Source organism: Acetobacter papayae, assembly GCF_047721125.1.
GTDB classification, from domain to species: domain Bacteria; phylum Pseudomonadota; class Alphaproteobacteria; order Acetobacterales; family Acetobacteraceae; genus Acetobacter; species Acetobacter papayae.
The window spans coordinates 1-17,272 of record NZ_JBDNWF010000025.1 but is presented as its reverse complement, the minus strand read 5'-3'; the positions used below and the strand labels follow the sequence as shown (position 1 = coordinate 17,272).

General features: G+C 59.3%; 18 protein-coding genes. 15 read left to right on the top strand and 3 right to left on the bottom strand.

The genetic code is table 11. The annotated features are described in order from the left end of the window. The first annotated feature begins 52 nt into the window (after positions 1-52). From lepA to ABF757_RS08595, 4 genes are all read left to right on the top strand, one after another. Positions 53-1,858 carry a translation elongation factor 4 gene (gene lepA, locus ABF757_RS08610; protein WP_415481803.1) on the top strand — a complete coding sequence of 602 codons (1,806 nt, stop codon included), beginning with the start codon at positions 53-55 and terminating at the stop codon, positions 1,856-1,858. 93 nt (positions 1,859-1,951) lie between these two features. Beyond that, on the top strand, positions 1,952-3,124 hold the full coding sequence (gene metX / locus ABF757_RS08605) for a homoserine O-acetyltransferase MetX (protein WP_025860994.1): 1,173 nt from the start codon (positions 1,952-1,954) through the stop codon (positions 3,122-3,124). Next, positions 3,124-3,729: a methionine biosynthesis protein MetW gene (gene metW, locus ABF757_RS08600; RefSeq protein ID WP_025860996.1), complete on the top strand. Its 606-nt coding sequence runs from the start codon at positions 3,124-3,126 to the stop codon at positions 3,727-3,729. Before metX ends, metW begins: the two co-directional genes overlap by 1 nt. A 429-nt stretch (positions 3,730-4,158) precedes the next feature. Further along, positions 4,159-5,436: a DEAD/DEAH box helicase gene (locus tag ABF757_RS08595; RefSeq protein WP_415481802.1), complete on the top strand. Its 1,278-nt coding sequence runs from the start codon at positions 4,159-4,161 to the stop codon at positions 5,434-5,436. A gap of 95 nt (positions 5,437-5,531) precedes the next feature. Here the strand turns inward: ABF757_RS08595 and ABF757_RS08590 are convergent, their stop codons facing one another. The 3 genes from ABF757_RS08590 to ABF757_RS08580 all read right to left on the bottom strand — a co-directional run bounded on the left by ABF757_RS08590 (position 5,532) and on the right by ABF757_RS08580 (position 7,939). After that, entirely contained in the window at positions 5,532-6,458 is a 927-nt protein-coding gene (locus ABF757_RS08590; RefSeq protein WP_415481801.1) for an endonuclease/exonuclease/phosphatase family protein, read from the bottom strand. Next, positions 6,439-7,125 carry a carbonic anhydrase gene (locus ABF757_RS08585; protein ID WP_025860999.1) on the bottom strand — a complete coding sequence of 229 codons (687 nt, stop codon included), beginning with the start codon at positions 7,123-7,125 and terminating at the stop codon, positions 6,439-6,441. Before ABF757_RS08585 ends, ABF757_RS08590 begins: the two co-directional genes overlap by 20 nt. Positions 7,126-7,321: 196 nt before the next feature. Continuing rightward, positions 7,322-7,939, bottom strand: a complete 618-nt coding sequence (locus tag ABF757_RS08580; RefSeq protein ID WP_025861001.1) for a LabA-like NYN domain-containing protein — start codon at positions 7,937-7,939, stop codon at positions 7,322-7,324. Between the two features lie 243 nt (positions 7,940-8,182). Here ABF757_RS08580 and folK point away from each other — a divergent pair, with 243 nt between their 5' ends. From folK to ABF757_RS08525, 11 genes are all read left to right on the top strand, one after another. Beyond that, positions 8,183-8,707 (top strand): 2-amino-4-hydroxy-6-hydroxymethyldihydropteridine diphosphokinase, encoded by a 525-nt coding sequence (folK, locus tag ABF757_RS08575; protein WP_415481800.1) that lies wholly within the window; start codon positions 8,183-8,185, stop codon positions 8,705-8,707. Between the two features lie 89 nt (positions 8,708-8,796). Beyond that, a complete protein-coding gene (rpoZ, locus tag ABF757_RS08570) occupies positions 8,797-9,168 on the top strand; it encodes a DNA-directed RNA polymerase subunit omega (RefSeq protein ID WP_025861004.1) in 372 nt (123 codons plus the stop codon). A 95-nt stretch (positions 9,169-9,263) separates the two neighbouring features. Then, positions 9,264-11,519, top strand: coding sequence for a RelA/SpoT family protein (locus ABF757_RS08565; RefSeq protein ID WP_415481823.1), 2,256 nt, complete (start codon positions 9,264-9,266; stop codon positions 11,517-11,519). Then, entirely contained in the window at positions 11,516-11,923 is a 408-nt protein-coding gene (acpS, locus tag ABF757_RS08560; RefSeq protein WP_415481799.1) for a holo-ACP synthase, read from the top strand. Before ABF757_RS08565 ends, acpS begins: the two co-directional genes overlap by 4 nt. Positions 11,924-12,005: 82 nt before the next feature. Then, positions 12,006-12,812, top strand: a complete 807-nt coding sequence (gene lepB / locus ABF757_RS08555) for a signal peptidase I (RefSeq protein ID WP_415481798.1) — start codon at positions 12,006-12,008, stop codon at positions 12,810-12,812. 2 nt (positions 12,813-12,814) lie between these two features. After that, on the top strand, positions 12,815-13,540 hold the full coding sequence (rnc, locus tag ABF757_RS08550) for a ribonuclease III (protein ID WP_415481797.1): 726 nt from the start codon (positions 12,815-12,817) through the stop codon (positions 13,538-13,540). A 10-nt stretch (positions 13,541-13,550) separates the two neighbouring features. Continuing rightward, the gene (gene era, locus ABF757_RS08545; protein ID WP_415481822.1) at positions 13,551-14,450 is read left to right on the top strand and encodes a GTPase Era; all 900 of its coding nucleotides are present in this window, start codon (positions 13,551-13,553) and stop codon (positions 14,448-14,450) included. 126 nt (positions 14,451-14,576) lie between these two features. After that, positions 14,577-15,314, top strand: a complete 738-nt coding sequence (gene pyrH / locus ABF757_RS08540) for a UMP kinase (RefSeq protein WP_025860744.1) — start codon at positions 14,577-14,579, stop codon at positions 15,312-15,314. A gap of 111 nt (positions 15,315-15,425) precedes the next feature. Next, positions 15,426-15,968, top strand: coding sequence for a ribosome recycling factor (frr, locus tag ABF757_RS08535; protein ID WP_035370783.1), 543 nt, complete (start codon positions 15,426-15,428; stop codon positions 15,966-15,968). 51 nt (positions 15,969-16,019) lie between these two features. After that, positions 16,020-16,760: a polyprenyl diphosphate synthase gene (gene uppS / locus ABF757_RS08530; protein WP_415481796.1), complete on the top strand. Its 741-nt coding sequence runs from the start codon at positions 16,020-16,022 to the stop codon at positions 16,758-16,760. Further along, on the top strand, positions 16,757-17,272 hold a 516-nt coding region (locus ABF757_RS08525), incomplete at its 3' end, for a phosphatidate cytidylyltransferase (RefSeq protein ID WP_415481795.1). The genes uppS and ABF757_RS08525, both read left to right, overlap by 4 nt.

Sequence of the window (17,272 nt, the reverse complement as noted above, 5' to 3'; positions counted from 1 at the left end):
GATGTGCAGGAACCGGCTGACTTTTTCCTTTATTTCCCTTAAAGGGAGCAGCATGACCGATACACCCCTTTCGCTCATCCGCAATTTTTCCATCATCGCACATATCGATCATGGAAAATCCACTCTGGCGGATCGACTCATTCAGGCCTGTGGCGCCCTGACCGCGCGTGAAATGACCAACCAGGTCCTGGATAACATGGATCTGGAGCGCGAGCGTGGCATTACCATCAAGGCGCAGACCGTGCGCCTGTCTTACCCGGCAAAGGATGGTAAAACCTACGTCCTGAACCTGATGGACACCCCCGGACATGTTGACTTCGCCTACGAAGTCAGCCGTTCGCTTGCCGCGTGCGAAGGCTCGCTGCTGGTGGTTGATGCCTCGCAGGGGGTTGAGGCCCAGACTCTGGCCAATGTGTATCAGGCCATAGATGCCAACCACGAGATCGTGCCCATTCTCAACAAGGTTGATCTGCCAGCGGCAGAGCCTGAGCGCGTCAAGGCGCAGATTGAGGAAGTGATTGGCATCCCCGCGGATGACGCGGTGGAAATTTCCGCCAAGACCGGGCTGAATATCGAAGGCGTGCTTGAGGCTATCGTCACCCGTCTGCCGCCTCCGCAGGGCGATGCGGAAAAGCCCCTGCAGGCTATGCTGGTCGATAGCTGGTACGACCCCTATCTGGGCGTTATCGTACTGGTGCGGATCAAGGAAGGTCGCCTGAAAAAGGGCATGAAAATCCGCATGATGTCCACGGGTGCCGTGCATCAGGTGGATCAGGTCGGAGTGTTTGCTCCGCGCATGACCTCGGTTGACAGCCTCGGCCCGGGCGAGATGGGGTATATCAACGCCGCCATCAAGACCGTGGCCGACTGTAATGTGGGCGACACCATTACCGATGACCGCCGCCCGGCGGCAACGGCGCTGGAAGGGTTCAAGCCCTCCATTCCCGTGGTGTGGTGCGGGCTGTACCCGATTGTCGCGGATGATTTTGAAAAGCTGCGTGACAGTCTCGCCAAGCTGCGCCTGAACGATGCCTCCTTCCATTATGAGGCGGAAACATCGGCAGCTCTTGGTTTCGGGTTCCGCTGTGGTTTCCTTGGGCTGCTGCACCTTGAAATCATTCAGGAACGTCTGTCGCGCGAGTTCGATCTCGACCTGATCGCGACAGCACCTTCGGTGGTGTACAAGATCGAGCGCACGAATGGCGAGCGTGAAGAACTGCACAACCCGGCGGATATGCCCGATCCTTCCCTGATCGAGCGGATCGAGGAGCCCTGGATCAAGGCTACCATCATGGTGCCTGATGAGTATCTGGGTGCGGTGTTGACCCTGTGTACGGAACGCCGAGGCACGCAGGTTGACCTGACTTACGTGGGCAGTCGGGCCATGGCGGTTTACCGCCTGCCGCTCAACGAGGTTGTGTTCGATTTCTACGATCGTCTGAAATCGCTCACACGCGGTTACGCCAGTTTCGATTACCAGATGGACGGGTACGAGGAGAGCGACCTCGTGCGGATTTCCATTCTGGTCAATCAGGAGCCGGTAGACGCTCTTTCCTTCATTGCGCATCGCTCTGCGGCGGAAACCCGTGGCCGCTCCATCTGCGCGCGTCTGAAAGAGCTTATTCCGCGCCAGTTGTTCAAGATCGCCATTCAGGCGGCCATTGGCAGCCGTGTTATCGCGCGTGAAACTATTGGTGCGCTGTCAAAAGACGTGACCGCCAAATGTTATGGTGGTGATATTTCGCGCAAGCGCAAGCTTCTGGAAAAGCAGAAGGAAGGCAAAAAGCGAATGCGCCAGTTCGGCAAGGTTGAAATTCCGCAGAGCGCTTTTCTTGCAGCGCTCAAAATGGAACATTGAACCTGCCCTGTCTGTCGGGTGTTTATGGAAACGGGAAGTATGGTGTTCTTCCCCACAGGCCCGACAGTCAGGCTGGAGAACGAGCATTCCCCGATGAGCAGTACAACACCCCTTGAAATTGGTCATCACCGCCATATCCACTTCCAGGAAGGTCTGGAGCTTGACTGCGGTGTAACCCTTGCACCGATCGATCTTGCCTATTGTACCAGCGGCACGCTTTCCGAGCGCGGTGATAACGCCATACTCATCTGCCACGCCTTTACAGGCGATCAGTATGTGGCGGAAACCCACCCGCTGACAGGTAAGCCCGGCTGGTGGGAGCGGATGGTAGGGCCGGGCAAGCCGATTGATACCAACCGTTTTTTTGTCATCTGTTCCAACGTGCTGGGCGGCTGCATGGGCAGTACCGGGCCACGCTCCTTGCGGCGCAATGCGCAGGGCGATGATGAGCCATGGGGCACAGATTTTCCTCCCATTACTATCCGCGACATGGTGCGCGCCCAGTACAAGCTGGTAAAAGCTCTGGGGGTGGAGCGGCTGTTTGCTGTTGTGGGCGGTTCCATGGGGGGCATGCAGGTGCTGGAATGGACCGTCACCTACCCGCATATGATGCTGGCGGCCATGCCCATTGCTACGGCTCCCTATCACTCGGCCCAGAATATCGCGTTTAACGAGGTCGGGCGTCAGGCAATCATCGCTGATCCCGACTGGCGGGCTGGGCGTTACTGGCAAGCCGATGTGGTGCCCGCGCGCGGTCTGGCTGTCGCGCGGATGATGGCGCATATCACCTATCTTTCGGAAGAAGCCCTGACGCGCAAATTCGGCCGTAGAACCCGGCGTGGTCCGGTGAGCGGTCCGGGGCCGGAAGGACCGGTGTCGCTGTTTAGCGATATTTTCGAGGTGGAATCCTATCTGCGTTATCAGGGGTCGAGCTTTGTGCGCCGTTTCGATGCCAATTCCTACCTGACGATTACCCGCGCCATGGACTGGTTCGATATCGCCGCAGACCATGACGGTGAACTGACGGCGGCTTTCGCAGGGACACCTGTACGGTTCTGCGTGGTTTCGTTTTCGTCGGACTGGCTGTTTCCGACATCGGCTGCGCGGGCGCTGGTAAGGGCTCTCAATCAGGCCGCGGCCAATGTCTCTTTTGTCGAAATCGAGACAGACAAGGGGCATGATGCCTTTTTGCTGGATGAACCCGATTTTGACCGGACGGTACGGGGGTTCCTCTGTGGTGTGGCCGAACATGTGGGGCTGGTCTGATGCGGCTTGATCAACGCCTGATAGCCGACATGATCGCGCCCAATACGCGGGTGCTGGATATTGGTAGTGGCGATGGGCAACTGATCGACCATCTGTTCCGCCAGCGCGGGTGCGATGCGCGCGGTATAGAACTGAACATGAAGCTGGTTACGCGGTCGGTGGCGCATGGCCTGCCCGTGATACATGGCGATGCAGACCATGATCTGGCGCATTATCCCGATCACGCTTTCGACTATGTGGTGCTGCAACGCACATTGCAGGCCGTCGCCCGCCCGAGGGAAGTGTTGCGGCAGATGCTGCGGATCGGGCGCTATGCCATTGTGTCCTTTCCTAATTTTGGACACTGGCAGCTTCGGCTCAAGCTGTTGCTGAGTGGGCGGATGCCCATGACGGCGGTTTGGCACACGGCGTGGTATGACACGCCCAATATCCACCCCTGCACCATCCGCGACTTTCTGGCCCTGTGTGCTGAGGAAGGATACAGCGTGGAACAGTGGATGGCTGTGGATGAGGAAGGGGAGCGCGCGCCCTGGCGGCGTTCCATCCGTCTGGCGAACCTGTTTGGTGAGCAGGCTCTGTTTTTGCTGAGGCGACAGGACGACTAACGGAAGCGCGACACCTAAAATTTTTGTTAGGTTTGCGGGGTCAGTCGGATCTGATGCGTTCGTTCAAAATATCCGGTTTTTTGTGAAAGATTGTTCCATAATAAGGAGGAATATGGATTATTCCTTCCGCTGGAAAGCGGTTGGCTATGCGTTGCCGCACTGTGCTCGGGAAACCGCTAAAAAAGTTTAAGGACCATTATAGTCCTGTAGGCTTGTCCTGAGTGGTGTCCTGCCCCTATATACGAACGGCGGAGGAAAGACACAGTTCCATAAAGCCGCAATCCTTGGCCTGTGAGTTCATGCGGGTGGGATAAATGGCCCGTTACCCGTGGGGTACGCCAGTGCCATGATGTTGTGACTATCCATAGGTGCTTAGCTGAAAAAGGTGGCTGTGTCTCGTTTTCAGGCTGCACGAAGAGGTTCGTCCTGATGACTAGTTTTTCTGATCTGAAACTTGCTGCACCGTTGCTGCAGGCACTTGCGGATCAAGGTTACGATACACCCACCCCTATTCAGGCGGGCTCCATTCCGCACCTGCTGGAAGGGCGTGATCTGCTGGGTCTGGCGCAGACTGGCACAGGTAAGACAGCGGCCTTTGCGCTGCCTATTCTCGAACATCTGGCCAAGTCACCCCGCCCGACGGCGCCGCGTCAGGCTCGCGTTCTGGTGCTGGCCCCCACGCGCGAACTGGTTGCTCAGATTAGCGACAGCTTCAAGGCCTATGCCAAATACATGCGTTTTACGCAGGCTGTGGTGTTTGGTGGCGTTGGTCAGGGCCGTCAGGTTGAAGCTATGCGCCGTGGTGTGGATGTGCTGGTGGCCGCGCCGGGCCGTCTGCTCGACCTGATCGGTCAGGGCTATATCGACCTGTCCGGGCTTGAAGTTCTGGTGCTGGATGAAGCCGACCGCATGCTGGACATGGGTTTTGTGCGCGACATCCGCCGTATCATGACCTTCGTGCCGGAAAAGCGGCAGACCGTGCTGTTCTCGGCCACCATGCCGCGCAGCATCGAAGATCTGGCTGCATCCCTGCTGAACGACCCTGCGCGGGTTGAAGTCGCACCGCCGTCCAGCACGGTGGATCGCATCCAGCAGGCCGTCATGTTCGTTAACGGGGCATCCAACAAGCGCGATGCGTTGCTGACCATGGTGGAATCGCCCAAGGTGGCGCGGGCTGTGGTGTTTACGCTGATGAAGCATGAGGCCAACAAGGTCGCAGAGTTTCTGAACAAAAACAGCATTGTGGCCGAGGCCATTCATGGCAACAAGTCGCAGGGTGCGCGTGAGCGGGCCATGAAGGGTTTCCGTTCCGGCGCAGTCAAGGTGCTGGTGGCGACCGATATTGCCGCGCGTGGTATTGACGTTGATGAAGTCAGCCATGTTTTCAATTACGACCTGCCGAACGTGCCTGAGAGCTATGTGCACCGTATTGGCCGTACGGCGCGTGCCGGGCGTGATGGCTGGGCGGTTTCGCTGTGCGATGCCGAGCAGAGGGCATGGCTGCGTGATATCGAGCGCACGATTGGCAAGGCTATTCCGATCATGCGTGATCACCAGTGGCATTCTGAAGAAGCCGAGTTTTCCAACCAGCGTCCGCCGGTTCTTGGTGGCGGTGGTGGCCGTGGGCGTGGTGGCCCGCGTCAGGGTGGCGGCGGTGGCCGTGGTGGCCCGCGTCGTTCCGGTGGTGGCTCTGCCCCGCGGGCCTGATCGCGCGTTATTCGCCTGACGGTGTCAGATACCAAAAGGTGGCCTGCCAGTCCTGAAAAGGGGTGAGCGGGCCACCTTTTTTTGTATCACCTATATCAGGCGGGAAGGTGCAGGGTGATGGAAACTGGACAGTGGTCGCTCTGTTGATGGCCATGTCCCTGCGGTATGGGCATCACCCGCAGGGAGTCAGGCTCTTTCCAGCCTATGGCTGAACCGCCCAAAATAATGTGATCAATAAAATAGCTGCCACCCAGGCAGGGGCTGGCATATCCTGATGTTGTTAGGTCCAGTCTGGCTTTTTCCTGCAAACTCAGAAAAAGCGGATCCTGTAGGTTTAGCCTGCGATTGAAATCCCCCATGATGGCGAAGGCCTCACCTGCTTGCGCTCTTTCGCCGATCCACTCTGATAATACTTTAAACTGCCTAACAAGCAGGGGGCAGGTATGGTGGGTTTGTGAAGGTGGGTCATCCCAGCAGCCGGTTTTCAGATGCACGACCAGCACACGTAAATCCGCATGGGCAAAATGCACGGTCATATCCAGCCCGCTGCGCAGGTGGTGCGGTGCTGAAGGTGGGGTGATGTCGAGCGCCTGCACATCGGGGTGGCGTGTGACACTCAGGCCTGCGCGTATGGCCAGACCGGTGCGTTGAAGAACCGTATCGTCCGTTGTGAAAACAGCATAATTTGTATGGGGAAAAACAAGCGCGAGGCTGTTTGGATCATCGGCTTCCTGCACGGCGGCAATGTCCGGGTTCAGACGTGCGGCAAAAGCAGCCAGAAGGGTGTAATCGGCTGGTATGCGGGCAGGGATGTCGAGGGGGGCTGAGCGGCTTGCGGGGGTGTTTTCATCCAGCAGCCATTCAAGGTTCCATGTACTGAGTTTGATGGAACGGCTGGTGGGGGAGGCGGCTTCAGCAGAGTGGTAAAAGGCCAGTAGCGTTAGAACCGCTGCTTTGAGCGGGAAAAAACGCGGGGCCAGTGGCCCCGCGCGGTAAGGTTGCTCAGGCGGGCTCGGTTTCAAGCTGCTTGATGACTTCATCAATCGAAACGCTTTTGCGGCTCTGCTCGTCCAGGATCGTGATTTCGCCACTGCCGATGTCATAGAACCAGCCTTGCAGGAACAGCGTGCGCCCGGCAAGCCCTGCCGCAACTGCGGGATGCGTGCGCAGGTGGGCGAGCTGGAGCAGCACATTCTGCTCGGCAATGCAGCGCACCGTGGCGGGGCCGACATCATCGGAGCGGAACGTGTTCAGCGTGGCGGCCCGTGCTGCTTCCGCATTGCGGAGCCAGCTTTTAACGGTAGGCATGGTGTCCAGGCCGCTTTTTTCCGGGTCGAGCAGGGCTTTCATGGCGCCGCAGTCTGAATGGCCGCAGACGATGATGGTGGAAACCCCAAGCGCCATCACGGCATATTCGATAGCGGAGGACACGCCTCCCAGCATTTCGCCGTAAGCGGGCACGAGATTGCCGATGTTACGCAGAATGAACAGGCTGCCCGGTTCAGTCTGGGTAATCAGGTTGGGGTCGATCCGGCTGTCGGCGCAGGCAATGAACAGTGCGCCGGGCGACTGCCCCTTTGCCAGACTGGCAAACAGGGCTTCCTTGGCCGGAAAGACCTCGGTGTTGAAATGTTCTGCGCCACGCAGCAGGGAGAGCAGGCTGCTTCTGGCCTCGGAACATGTTGGCATGTATCGTACTCCGAAAAACGTCTGGTTATGACTGAATGGTACGACTACCCCCTCAGCCAGTCTGAACGACGGACGCGCTCCCCACAGGAACGCTTCAGATCACGCAGAAGTTCCCGCGCATCTGTGATTTGTGGGGCATGCGCTCTGCCGTGTCCATGCCGCACCGCGCGTTCGGTGCGGCAGAAGCTGTTAAATTTCAGCTTAGCGGATCGTCTTCGGGTTCGCTCATCTGGTCTGCCGGATGGCGCACGGGCGCTTGGTTCTGCCGCACGCGGGCGGGTTCCATCTGCCGGCGGGTAAAGTTCGCCCCCAGAGTTGCCAGATCAAGGAACTGGTCAGCCTGACGGCGCAGGTCATCCCCAATCAGCGGGGGGGAGGATTTCATGGAGGATACCACGGAAACCCGAGTGCCCTGCCGCTGCACGGCTTCCACCACGCGGCGGAAATCAGAATCGCCACTGAACAGGATGGCGTGGTCGATATGCGGTGCCATTTCGAGCATATCCACCGCAATTTCGATATCCATGTTGCCCTTGACCCGCCGCTTGCCGGTCGAATCCGTAAATTCGCGCGCGGGCTTGGTCACCAGAAAATAGCCGTTATAGGAGAGCCAGTCCGTAAGGGGCTTGAGGGGTGAATAGTCTTCAGTGTCCAGTATGGCCGCGTAATAGTAGGCGCGAATCACATGAGATTTCGACGTGAAAAAATCGAGCAGTTTTTTGTAATCGACATCAAAACCGAGGCCCCGGGACGTCGAATACAAACTGGATCCATCTATGAATAGACAGGTTTTTTCATCTTTTTTCAGGTTCATGTGCCATTCCCTTCCAAATTTTTGTTCTGATGTCCCGCAGTCGGTCTGTCTTGAAATTGTCCGAATGGAGTAAGAGCATTCCTGAATGACTGGTCTTTATATCGCTGCATTCTGGCAGGAATATGCCTGCCAAGCATTTTTGAAACATCGACATGGCCGAGGCCGGGAGAATATTGCATTCGTTGCGGTGCGCAACCAATAAGTTACCAATTTCTTAACATTTTCCTGTTGAGTGAGAGTTTTATGTCGGTTTTGTCAGATAGGGTACGGCCTGCCACCGCCCTTATTGCTATTGGCGCGAATTTGCCCCGTGCGGAGCAGGATGCGCGCGCTACCTGCCTTGAAGCCGTACAGGCTCTGCGCGAGACGCCGGGCGTGCAGGTCGAGGCCGTTTCGCACTGGTATGAGAGCGCACCCATGCCGCCTTCGGGCCAGCCCCCTTATGTCAACGGGGTGGTCCGCTGCCTGACGGTGCTGAGCCCGGACGCGTTGCTTGAGTGTCTTCATACCATAGAAACGCATAACGGGCGCGAGCGTTCCGTGCCCAATGCGGCGCGTACGCTCGATCTGGACCTGATAGCGTTTGATGATCACTGCCAGCAGACTGAGCATCTGGTGCTGCCGCACCCGCGCGCGCATGAGCGGGCCTTTGTGCTGCTCCCGCTCAATGACGTGCAGCCGGACTGGCGGCACCCCCGCTCGGGGCAGGGTATGCAGGCCATGCTGGCAGCGGTGCAGGGGCAGGAAATCCGCCGGATAGGGGAATAGCCCTTCCCTGCGGGGGGCGGATGCAGTATTGTCGATGTTTGTATCTCTTTGCTGAATCCGTAAGCTGAATTGTCTGGAGGCTCTTCGTAATGGCCCGCGTCACCGTCGAAGACTGCGTAGAAAAGGTTTCCAACCGTTTTGAACTTGTGGTGTACGCGGCGCAACGCGCGCGCAACATCGCACGGGGGGAAGAACTGACCATCGATCGCGATAACGACAAAAATCCTGTTGTCGCCCTGCGTGAGATCGCGGTGGAAACCGTCTCGCTGACCGGGCTGCGCAGCGATCTTATCCGCTCTCAGGCGCGCGAACCCGAGCCCGAGCCCGTGGAAGAAGAAGTGCAGGATCTCGTCCCGACCGAGCAGAACATCTTTGGTCTGCAGGAAGTCTCGGTTGAGGAAGAAACTGCTGATGACGCCCGTGCCATTGAGGCAGCCCTGACCGGCCGCGCCCGCCGGTAAGCGCTTTGGTGAGCCGCGCGGGAGCTGAGGTTCCGGGCACAGGCCCGTTGACGGAAGAGAGCGGCGGCACGCAGGTGCCCGCCGTGACATCCGGAATGGACGACGACACCACCACCGCCCACGCAGGCCTGAACTGTGAAAAACTGGTCAGCCGCGTGCTCAGCTACGCGCCGCATGCGGATGTGGATATGGTCCGCCGTGCGTTTGAGGTCGCCTGCGCTGCTCATGATGGGCAGAAGCGCGATAATGGCGACCCCTACATAACCCACCCCTTCGCGGTGGCCATGATCATGGCCCGGTTTGGACTGGATGTTCAGTCCGTCTGCACCGCGCTTTTGCATGATACCATAGAAGACACCAGCGTCAGCCACGAGACGCTCAAGCTCGAATTCGGGCAGACGGTGGCTGATCTGGTGGATGGCGTAACCAAGTTGACCCGGCTTGAGTTGCAGTCCGACCGTACCAAGCAGGCGGAAAATTTCCGCAAGCTGGTGCTGGCCATGTCCAAAGATATCCGCGTGCTGCTGGTCAAGCTCGCGGACAGACTCCACAATATGCGCACGCTGCATTTTGTGGAGCGTCAGGACCGCAGGCAGCGTATCGCGCGCGAAACTCTCGATATTTATGCCCCTCTGGCTGAGCGTATCGGTATGGACCGGCTCAAGACGGAGTTGCAGAATCTCTCCTTCGCCCAGCTTGAGCCTGAAGCGGACGACACGATTCGCACCCGCCTGAACTACCTGCGGGGGCAGGGTGCGGATGTGATCGAGGATGTCAGGCGCGAGTTGCTGCGCCTGTGTCATGAGGCCGGTCTGAAAGAGGTGCAGGTTTCAGGTCGCGAGAAATCTCCCTATTCGATCTGGGAGAAGATGCAGCGCCGGAACGTGGCTTTTGAACAGCTTTCGGACATCATGGCGTTTCGTGTGGTGGTGGGCACGCGTGAGGATTGTTACGTGGCGCTGGGTGCTGTGCACGCCGCGTATCCGATGATTGTCGGGCGGTTCAAGGACTACATCTCCACCCCCAAGGCCAACGGATACCAGAGCCTGCATACGGGGGTGACACTCCGCTCGCCCCGTAACCAGAAGATTGAAGTGCAGATTCGCACGCAGGCCATGCATGACGTGGCTGAAAACGGTGTGGCGGCGCACTGGGCCTATAAAGAAGGTACCGGCGTTCAGGAAGGTGGCTACGGTGGGCTGCGGCGGCCGCGCTGGGTGCAGGATCTGCTCGAAATTCTCGAGGCGTCTTCGGCACCCGACGAGTTTTTGGAAAACACCAAGCTCGAACTCTATCAGGATCAGGTTTTCTGCTTTACCCCCAAAGGGCAGCTTATCTCCCTGCCGCGCGGGGCTACTCCGGTCGATTTCGCCTATGCTGTGCATAGCCAGATTGGCGATACCTGCGTGGGAGCGCGCATCAACGGGCGGTTGATGCCCCTGCGCCACGAGCTGGAAAATGGCGATCAGGTAGAAATCATGACCGCCCGTGGTGGCGCGCCGTCTCCCTCGTGGGAGCGGTTTGTTGTAACGGGCAAGGCGCGTGCGCGTATCCGCCGTTATGTTACCCAGCAGCAGCGTCAGGTATCGCTGGATGGCGGGCGGGCTGCGCTGGCCAAGGCTTTCCGTCAGGAAGGCGTGGATGGTTCCGAAAAAATTATCGAAACCACGCTCAAGGCCCTTAAGCAGACTTCCTTGCCTGACCTGTATGTGGCCGTGGGCACTGGTGCCTTGGGTGCGCGTGATGTGGTGCATGCGGCCTATCCCGAACTGCGGCGCGTGCAGCGTGTGCCGCGCATGCTCGCCGGGTTGCCGGGGGTGCTGGGCACGGCCGGGCCGCGTCCGGGTATGGCCTCGGGGGCATTTGCGCGCAAACCCACCGGCGGGGCTATTCCGCTCGTGGGGCTGGGGGCCGGGGTTGCGGTGCATTATGCCGCCTGCTGCCACCCTTTGCCGGGTGATCGGATCGTAGGGGTTGTGGCCACGGGTAAGGGGGTGACCATTCACACCCGCTCCTGCCAGACGCTGGAAAATTTTGCCGCGACCCCTGAGCGCTTTCTCGATGTGGACTGGGATTACGATGCCATGGCCCGCACCGGCAATGCCGGGCCGATGCGCGTCGGGCGTGTCAGCATTGTGGCGGAAAACGAGCCTTCGGTGCTGGCGGCCATCACTAACGCCATTTCCCGTGGGGATGCCGCTACGGTCAACCTCAAGATCGTTAACCGGCAACTGGACTTCATGGAAATCCTGATGGATGTGGAAGTCCGCGATCTGCGGCATCTGTCTTCCGTTATCGCGGCGCTGCGTGCGGTCTCGGGCATTACGCAGGTGGACAGGGCGCGTTCATGAGCCTGATTGCTGTGGGCGTCGATCTGTGTGACATGCGGCGCATAGAACGGATGATTGCCCGTTTTGGTCAGCGTTTTCTGGAGCGTGTTTTTACGGTTCAGGAACGTGCATGGGCTGAAAAGCGTTACGGGCAGGCCAGAATTGGCACATATGCAAAACGCTGGGCGGCCAAGGAGGCCTGCGCCAAGGCGCTGGGTACGGGCTTTGCCCAAGGTGTCACGCATGCGCAGATCGGGGTGGAAAACCTGCCGGGGGGGCAGCCGGTGCTCTGCCTGTCCGGTGCAGCGGCCCTGCGGCTGGAGCAGATTACGCCGCCGGGCAATACGGCCCGGCTGGCGCTCAGCCTGACGGATGAGGTGCCCTACGCCTTTGCGCAGGTTTTTATCTCGGCTGTGGCGGGTTGACACAACCGGGTGCGCGCGGCTTGATCCGCCAGAATTTCTTTTTACGGCAACAAAGACAAAAAGCGGGCAGGGCGGAAGCAGGATGAATACACAGGATCACTCTTCGGCCCGGTCTGAACAGCCGGTCGGCATGTGGCAGAGCCTGTTCGAATATGTGCGCACGTTTTTCACGGTTGTTGTGGTCGTGCTTGTTGTCAGAACCCTGTTGTTTGAATCATTCGTGATTCCCTCAGGTTCCATGATCCCGACCCTGCAGGTGGGGGACTATATCTGGGTTTCCAAATATACGTACGGGTATTCCCGTTTTTCCCTGCCGTTCTCGCCAGACCTGTTTAACGGGCGTATCTGGGCGGGCACGCCGCACCGGGGCGATGTGGTGGTGTTCCGCTTTACCAAGGATACCTCGGTTGACTACGTCAAACGGGTAATCGGTCTGCCGGGCGACCATATCCGCGTGACCGATGGTCAGCTTTACCTGAACGATACCGCTGTGCCGTGCGATAACCCGCACCCCTATATCGCCCATGATGAAACCGATACGAGCATGGCGGGCGAGGCCTGCACGGAAAAACTGCCTTCCAGCATTCGCGGGGATGGCCCGGTCAGCCATGAAATTCTCAAGCTGACTGACGAAGGGCCGCAAAACAACACGCCTGATTACGTGGTGCCGCCGGGCTATTTCTTTGCCATGGGCGATAACCGAGATGACAGTGCGGATAGCCGCTTCATGGGGGACGGGCCGAAGGATCTCGGTTTTGTGCCGATGGAAAACCTTGTGGGCCGGGCGCAGCGCGTTTTCTTCTCTGTTTCGGCTGATTATCCGCTGTGGCAGGTCTGGCACTGGCCGCAGGAAATCCGTTGGGGCCGGCTGATGCAGGGTATCCAGTGACCATGGCTGAACCACAGGGTGGCGCGCGTGTTTTGCAGGCGCGGCTGGGTTATACATTTGTCAATGAGTCCCTGCTGAACGAGGCGCTGACGCATCGCTCGGCTGTTAACCAGAAAACGAACGGTCGCAGGCGCGCACAGGCCAAGGGCGCGGGCTCCAACGAACGGCTTGAGTTCATTGGCGATCGTGTTCTGGGGCTGCTGATGGCCGAATGGCTGCTGGAGCGTTATCCGGGGGAGCAGGAAGGGGCTTTGGGCTCGCGGCTGGCTCATCTGGTTTCGCGCAAGACACTGGCGGATATTGCCGAGCGGATCGATATGTCCGCAGCCCTGACTGTGGCAGCGCATGAGGCCAAGGCTGGCGTGCGCACCGCCGCCAACGTGCTGGCCGATGCGGTGGAGGCTGTGCTTGGCGCGGTGTTTCTTGATGGTGGGCTCGATCCTGCGCGCCAGATTGTGCGCCAGTGCTGGAAGCCCGAGCTGGATGCGCAGGCGCGCCCCCCCAAGGACCCCAAGACGGCCTTGCAGGAATGGGTTCTGGGGCGTGGGCAAGCACTGCCTGTTTATGAAACGATCGGGGCGGATGGACCGTCCCATGCGCCGCTGTTTGTTGTCAGGGTGACGGCAAGCGGTCTGGCGGGAGAAGGGCGGGCAGGCAATAAGCGCGCGGCGGAAAGTTTTGCGGCCGCTGCCCTGCTGGCAAAACTGGAAGGCAAGCCAAATGGCTGAGGCTCGGAATATGGCGGATACGACACGCTGCGGCTTTGCGGCACTGGTGGGAGCCCCCAATGCGGGTAAATCCACTTTGCTGAACCGTATGGCGGGCGCCAAGCTGTCCATTGTTTCTCCCAAGGCGCAGACAACGCGCTTTCGGGTGCTGGGCATTCTCATGCGTGGCACAACGCAGATCCTGCTGGTGGATACGCCCGGTATTTTCCGTCCGCGCCGCAAGCTTGACCGGGCCATGGTGGCCGCTGCTTGGACGGGTGCCGAGGATGCGGACATCACGTTGCTGCTGGTGGATGCGCGCTCGGGCCTGAACGAAGCGGTGAGCGAGATTGTCGATCGGCTGGCCACGACCAAGCGCCGTGTCTGGTTGGTGCTGAACAAGACCGATCTTGTCTCTCCCGGTGCGCTGCTGCCCCTGACAGCGGCCATTACGGAACGGCTGCCGGTTGAGCATGTGTTCATGGTCAGTGCTCGCACGGGCAACGGGGTGGATGATCTTCTGGACCAGTTGGCAGGTACTCTGCCGCCGGGGCCGTATCTCTATCCTGAGGACGACCTGACAGACCTGCCCGACCGCCTGCTGGCGGCAGAGCTGGTGCGCGAGCAGATTTTCATGCAGACGCATGAGGAAGTGCCCTATGGCGCAACGGCGGAAACCGAAAGCTATACGGAGCGCCCTGACGGGTCGGTGCGGATCGATGTCACGATTTACGTGGCGCGTGCGGGCCACAAGGCGATCCTGATCGGGGATGGCGGGCAGAGAATCCGCCAGATTGGTGAGCGCGCGCGCAAGCAGCTCGGGTCTCTGCTGGAACGCCCCTGCCATCTGTTCCTGAACGTCAAGGAACGCTCAGGCTGGGATGAGGAGCGTGCCCGCCTGAGGGCTATCGGGCTGGATGACGTGCCGTAAAAGCCACCAGTGTGGCCTGAACGCTTGTGGCCATGCGCCATGAGGGATAAGAGAGGGCAACCCTGATACGTGGCCCGCACGGGTGCGTTCGGGGTCTGTTGCGGACTGCTTGCTTGTTGAGGGCCAATGACTGCTTGTGCTGGCGAAACGCCGAACCGCAAACGTGTACTGCTCAAGGTTTCAGGTGAAGCGCTGATGGGCGGTGGCGCCTTCGGTGTGGATCAGAAAACCGTTGAGCGCATTGCCCAGGACATCGCCCATGTTGTGCGCGGTGGAACCGAGGTCTGCCTTGTGGTGGGCGGTGGCAATATTTTCCGCGGCGTTGCGGCTGCGGCCAAGGGTATGGATCGCGCGCAGGGTGACTATGCTGGCATGCTGGCCACGGTCATTAACGCGCTGCTGCTCCAGAACGCGCTTGAGCGTGAACAGATTCCCACCCGTGTGATGTCGGCCATTCAGATGTCCTCTGTGGCTGAGCCCTATATCCGCCGCCGGGCGGTGCGTCATATGGAAAAAGGGCGCGTGGTTATTTTTGCCGCGGGCACGGGTAATCCGTTCTTTACCACGGATACGGCTGCGGCCCTGCGTGCGGCGGAAATGGAATGCAATGTCCTGCTCAAGGGTACGCAGGTTGATGGCGTCTATTCCGCCGACCCCAAGCGTGATCCGTCCGCCGTGCGCTATGATGAACTGACCTACCTGAACGTGCTGGCCAACCAGCTCAACGTCATGGATGCGGCCGCCATCAGCCTCGCGCGGGAAAACAATCTGCCGATTATTGTTTTCAATATCGGAGAGGAAGGCTCGTTTGCCCGCGTCATGCGTGGTGAAGGGCCCTTTACCCGGATTGTCGAGACAGCATGAATGATCACCGCGTTATGCGGTGCGATGAACAGGATATGACCGTGGCGCGGGCAGCGCCACACTGTGCAAGGTAACGGGAGAGAAACCGCCGTGTCTGACTTGAATGCCCTGATGGATGATCTGACGCGCCGTATGGATGGCGCACTTGAAAGCCTGCGGCGTGATTTTTCCGGCCTGCGTTCAGGGCGAGCCAGCCCGGCACTTCTCGAGCCCGTGCGGGTCGAGGCTTATGGTGGCGAAGTGCCGCTGACACAGGTGGCTTCGATTGCTGTGCCCGAAGCGCGCATGATTACCGTGCAGGTATGGGACAGGGTGCTTGCCGGTGCGGTTGAACGCGCCATCCGTGATGCGGGTCTAGGGCTGAACCCGGCTGGCGAAGGGCAGACCATCCGCGTGCCCATTCCGCAGTTGACCGAAGAACGCCGCAATGAACTGGCCAAGGCAGCCGCCCGCTATGCGGAAGGGGCCAAGGTAGCCGTGCGCGGCGTGCGGCGCGATGGCATGGATAAGTCCAAGGGTTTTGAGAAAAAAGGTGAAATCAGCCAGGACGATATCAAGACCTGGTCGGACGCCATTCAGAAACTTACTGATCAGTATGTTAAAAAAATTGATGACATGGTGAGTGAAAAAGACAAGGAAATCAAACAGGTCTGATCTGGCGGGCTGTTCCGTCGATAAAACCGGTTTTTTGGGGCCCTTCTTGCTATGTCGTCTGGTGTGGCTGAAAAGAACATGTCTGTTCCAACGCATGTCGCCATCATCATGGATGGAAACGGGCGTTGGGCACGCGAACGTGGGCTGCCACATCTTGCAGGGCACAAGGCCGGGGCAGAGGCTGTGGCACGGTGCGTGCGTGCAGCCATGCAGCGTGGGGTGCCGTATCTGACACTCTACGCCTTTTCGTCAGAAAACTGGTCGCGTGGGCCGCAGGAAGTTTCCGACCTGACCAGCCTGCTGCGTTATTATCTGCGCCACAAGGTGCGCGAACTGCACGCAAAAGGCGTGCGGCTGCGCTTTATTGGTGAACTCGATCGTTTTGAGTCCAGCCTGCGGCATGAGCTTGACCGTGCTGAAGCCATGACCCGTGATAATACGGGCATGGTGCTGTTGCTGGCGCTCTCCTATGGCGGGCGGTGCGATATTGTGCAGTCCGCCCGAGCGCTGGCGCGGGCGGTAAAAGCCGGTGCGCTGGCACCTGATGATATTACCGATGCCATGGTGGCTAACCATCTGTGGACGCATGGTGTGCCCGACCCCGATGTGGTGGTGCGCACCAGCGGGGAATACAGGCTCTCCAATTTTCTGCTGTGGCAGAGTGCGTATGCCGAACTGGTGTTTCTGGATGTGTACTGGCCCGACTTTACTGAAGGGCATTTTTCTACAGTGCTAGATGTTTACGCGCGGCGCGAACGCCGCTTTGGTAGCCGCCCGGTGGCCTCCGTATGACGGGGGGCAATACCGCACAGGCTGGCCAGTCTGCTTGGCGTGATCTACGGCCCCGCCTGATTTCAGGAATTGTGCTGGTTGCTGTGGCGTCTCTCTGCATTGGCTTTGGCGGATGGCTTTATAGCCTGCTGATTATTGCCGGCATGGCAGGTATGGCGGTTGAGGCGGCAGGACTGTTCGGCCTGCCGGTGCGGCACTGGCGCGGCGGGCTTTATGTGGCCTGGGCTGTGTGTGCAGGGTTTTCTGCCGCGAGCGGGCACTGGGCATCGTTTGTTCTGTTCTGTCTGCTGTCATTTGTTTTTGGCGGCCCGCTTTGGGCTCTTATGTGCGTGATCGTGCTGGCGGGTACGGCTCTGCTGTGGTTGCGGCAGGGCGGGGTTTGGCCTGTTGTGTTCGTAGTGGCGGTTGTGGTGGCCAGTGACAGCACGGCCTATGCTGTAGGGCGCATGGTGGGTGGCCCCAAGCTGGCACCGCGTATCTCGCCGGGTAAAACCCGCTCGGGTGCCGTGGGT

What these genes read in the sequence shown, in the direction of transcription:
- ABF757_RS08595 (WP_415481802.1), top strand. Translation starts at nt 4,159, where the DNA reads ATGACTAGTTTTTCTGATCTGAAACTTGCTGCACCGTTGCTGCAGGCA.
- metX (WP_025860994.1), top strand. Translation starts at nt 1,952, where the DNA reads ATGAGCAGTACAACACCCCTTGAAATTGGTCATCACCGCCATATCCAC.
- era (WP_415481822.1), top strand. Translation starts at nt 13,551, where the DNA reads ATGGCGGATACGACACGCTGCGGCTTTGCGGCACTGGTGGGAGCCCCC.
- rnc (WP_415481797.1), top strand. Translation starts at nt 12,815, where the DNA reads ATGGCTGAACCACAGGGTGGCGCGCGTGTTTTGCAGGCGCGGCTGGGT.
- lepA (WP_415481803.1), top strand. Translation starts at nt 53, where the DNA reads ATGACCGATACACCCCTTTCGCTCATCCGCAATTTTTCCATCATCGCA.
- frr (WP_035370783.1), top strand. Translation starts at nt 15,426, where the DNA reads ATGGATGATCTGACGCGCCGTATGGATGGCGCACTTGAAAGCCTGCGG.
- ABF757_RS08585 (WP_025860999.1), bottom strand. Translation starts at nt 7,125, where the DNA reads ATGCCAACATGTTCCGAGGCCAGAAGCAGCCTGCTCTCCCTGCTGCGT.
- lepB (WP_415481798.1), top strand. Translation starts at nt 12,006, where the DNA reads ATGAATACACAGGATCACTCTTCGGCCCGGTCTGAACAGCCGGTCGGC.
- folK (WP_415481800.1), top strand. Translation starts at nt 8,183, where the DNA reads ATGTCGGTTTTGTCAGATAGGGTACGGCCTGCCACCGCCCTTATTGCT.
- rpoZ (WP_025861004.1), top strand. Translation starts at nt 8,797, where the DNA reads ATGGCCCGCGTCACCGTCGAAGACTGCGTAGAAAAGGTTTCCAACCGT.
- ABF757_RS08565 (WP_415481823.1), top strand. Translation starts at nt 9,264, where the DNA reads ATGGACGACGACACCACCACCGCCCACGCAGGCCTGAACTGTGAAAAA.
- metW (WP_025860996.1), top strand. Translation starts at nt 3,124, where the DNA reads ATGCGGCTTGATCAACGCCTGATAGCCGACATGATCGCGCCCAATACG.
- acpS (WP_415481799.1), top strand. Translation starts at nt 11,516, where the DNA reads ATGAGCCTGATTGCTGTGGGCGTCGATCTGTGTGACATGCGGCGCATA.
- pyrH (WP_025860744.1), top strand. Translation starts at nt 14,577, where the DNA reads ATGACTGCTTGTGCTGGCGAAACGCCGAACCGCAAACGTGTACTGCTC.
- ABF757_RS08580 (WP_025861001.1), bottom strand. Translation starts at nt 7,939, where the DNA reads ATGAACCTGAAAAAAGATGAAAAAACCTGTCTATTCATAGATGGATCC.
- uppS (WP_415481796.1), top strand. Translation starts at nt 16,020, where the DNA reads ATGTCGTCTGGTGTGGCTGAAAAGAACATGTCTGTTCCAACGCATGTC.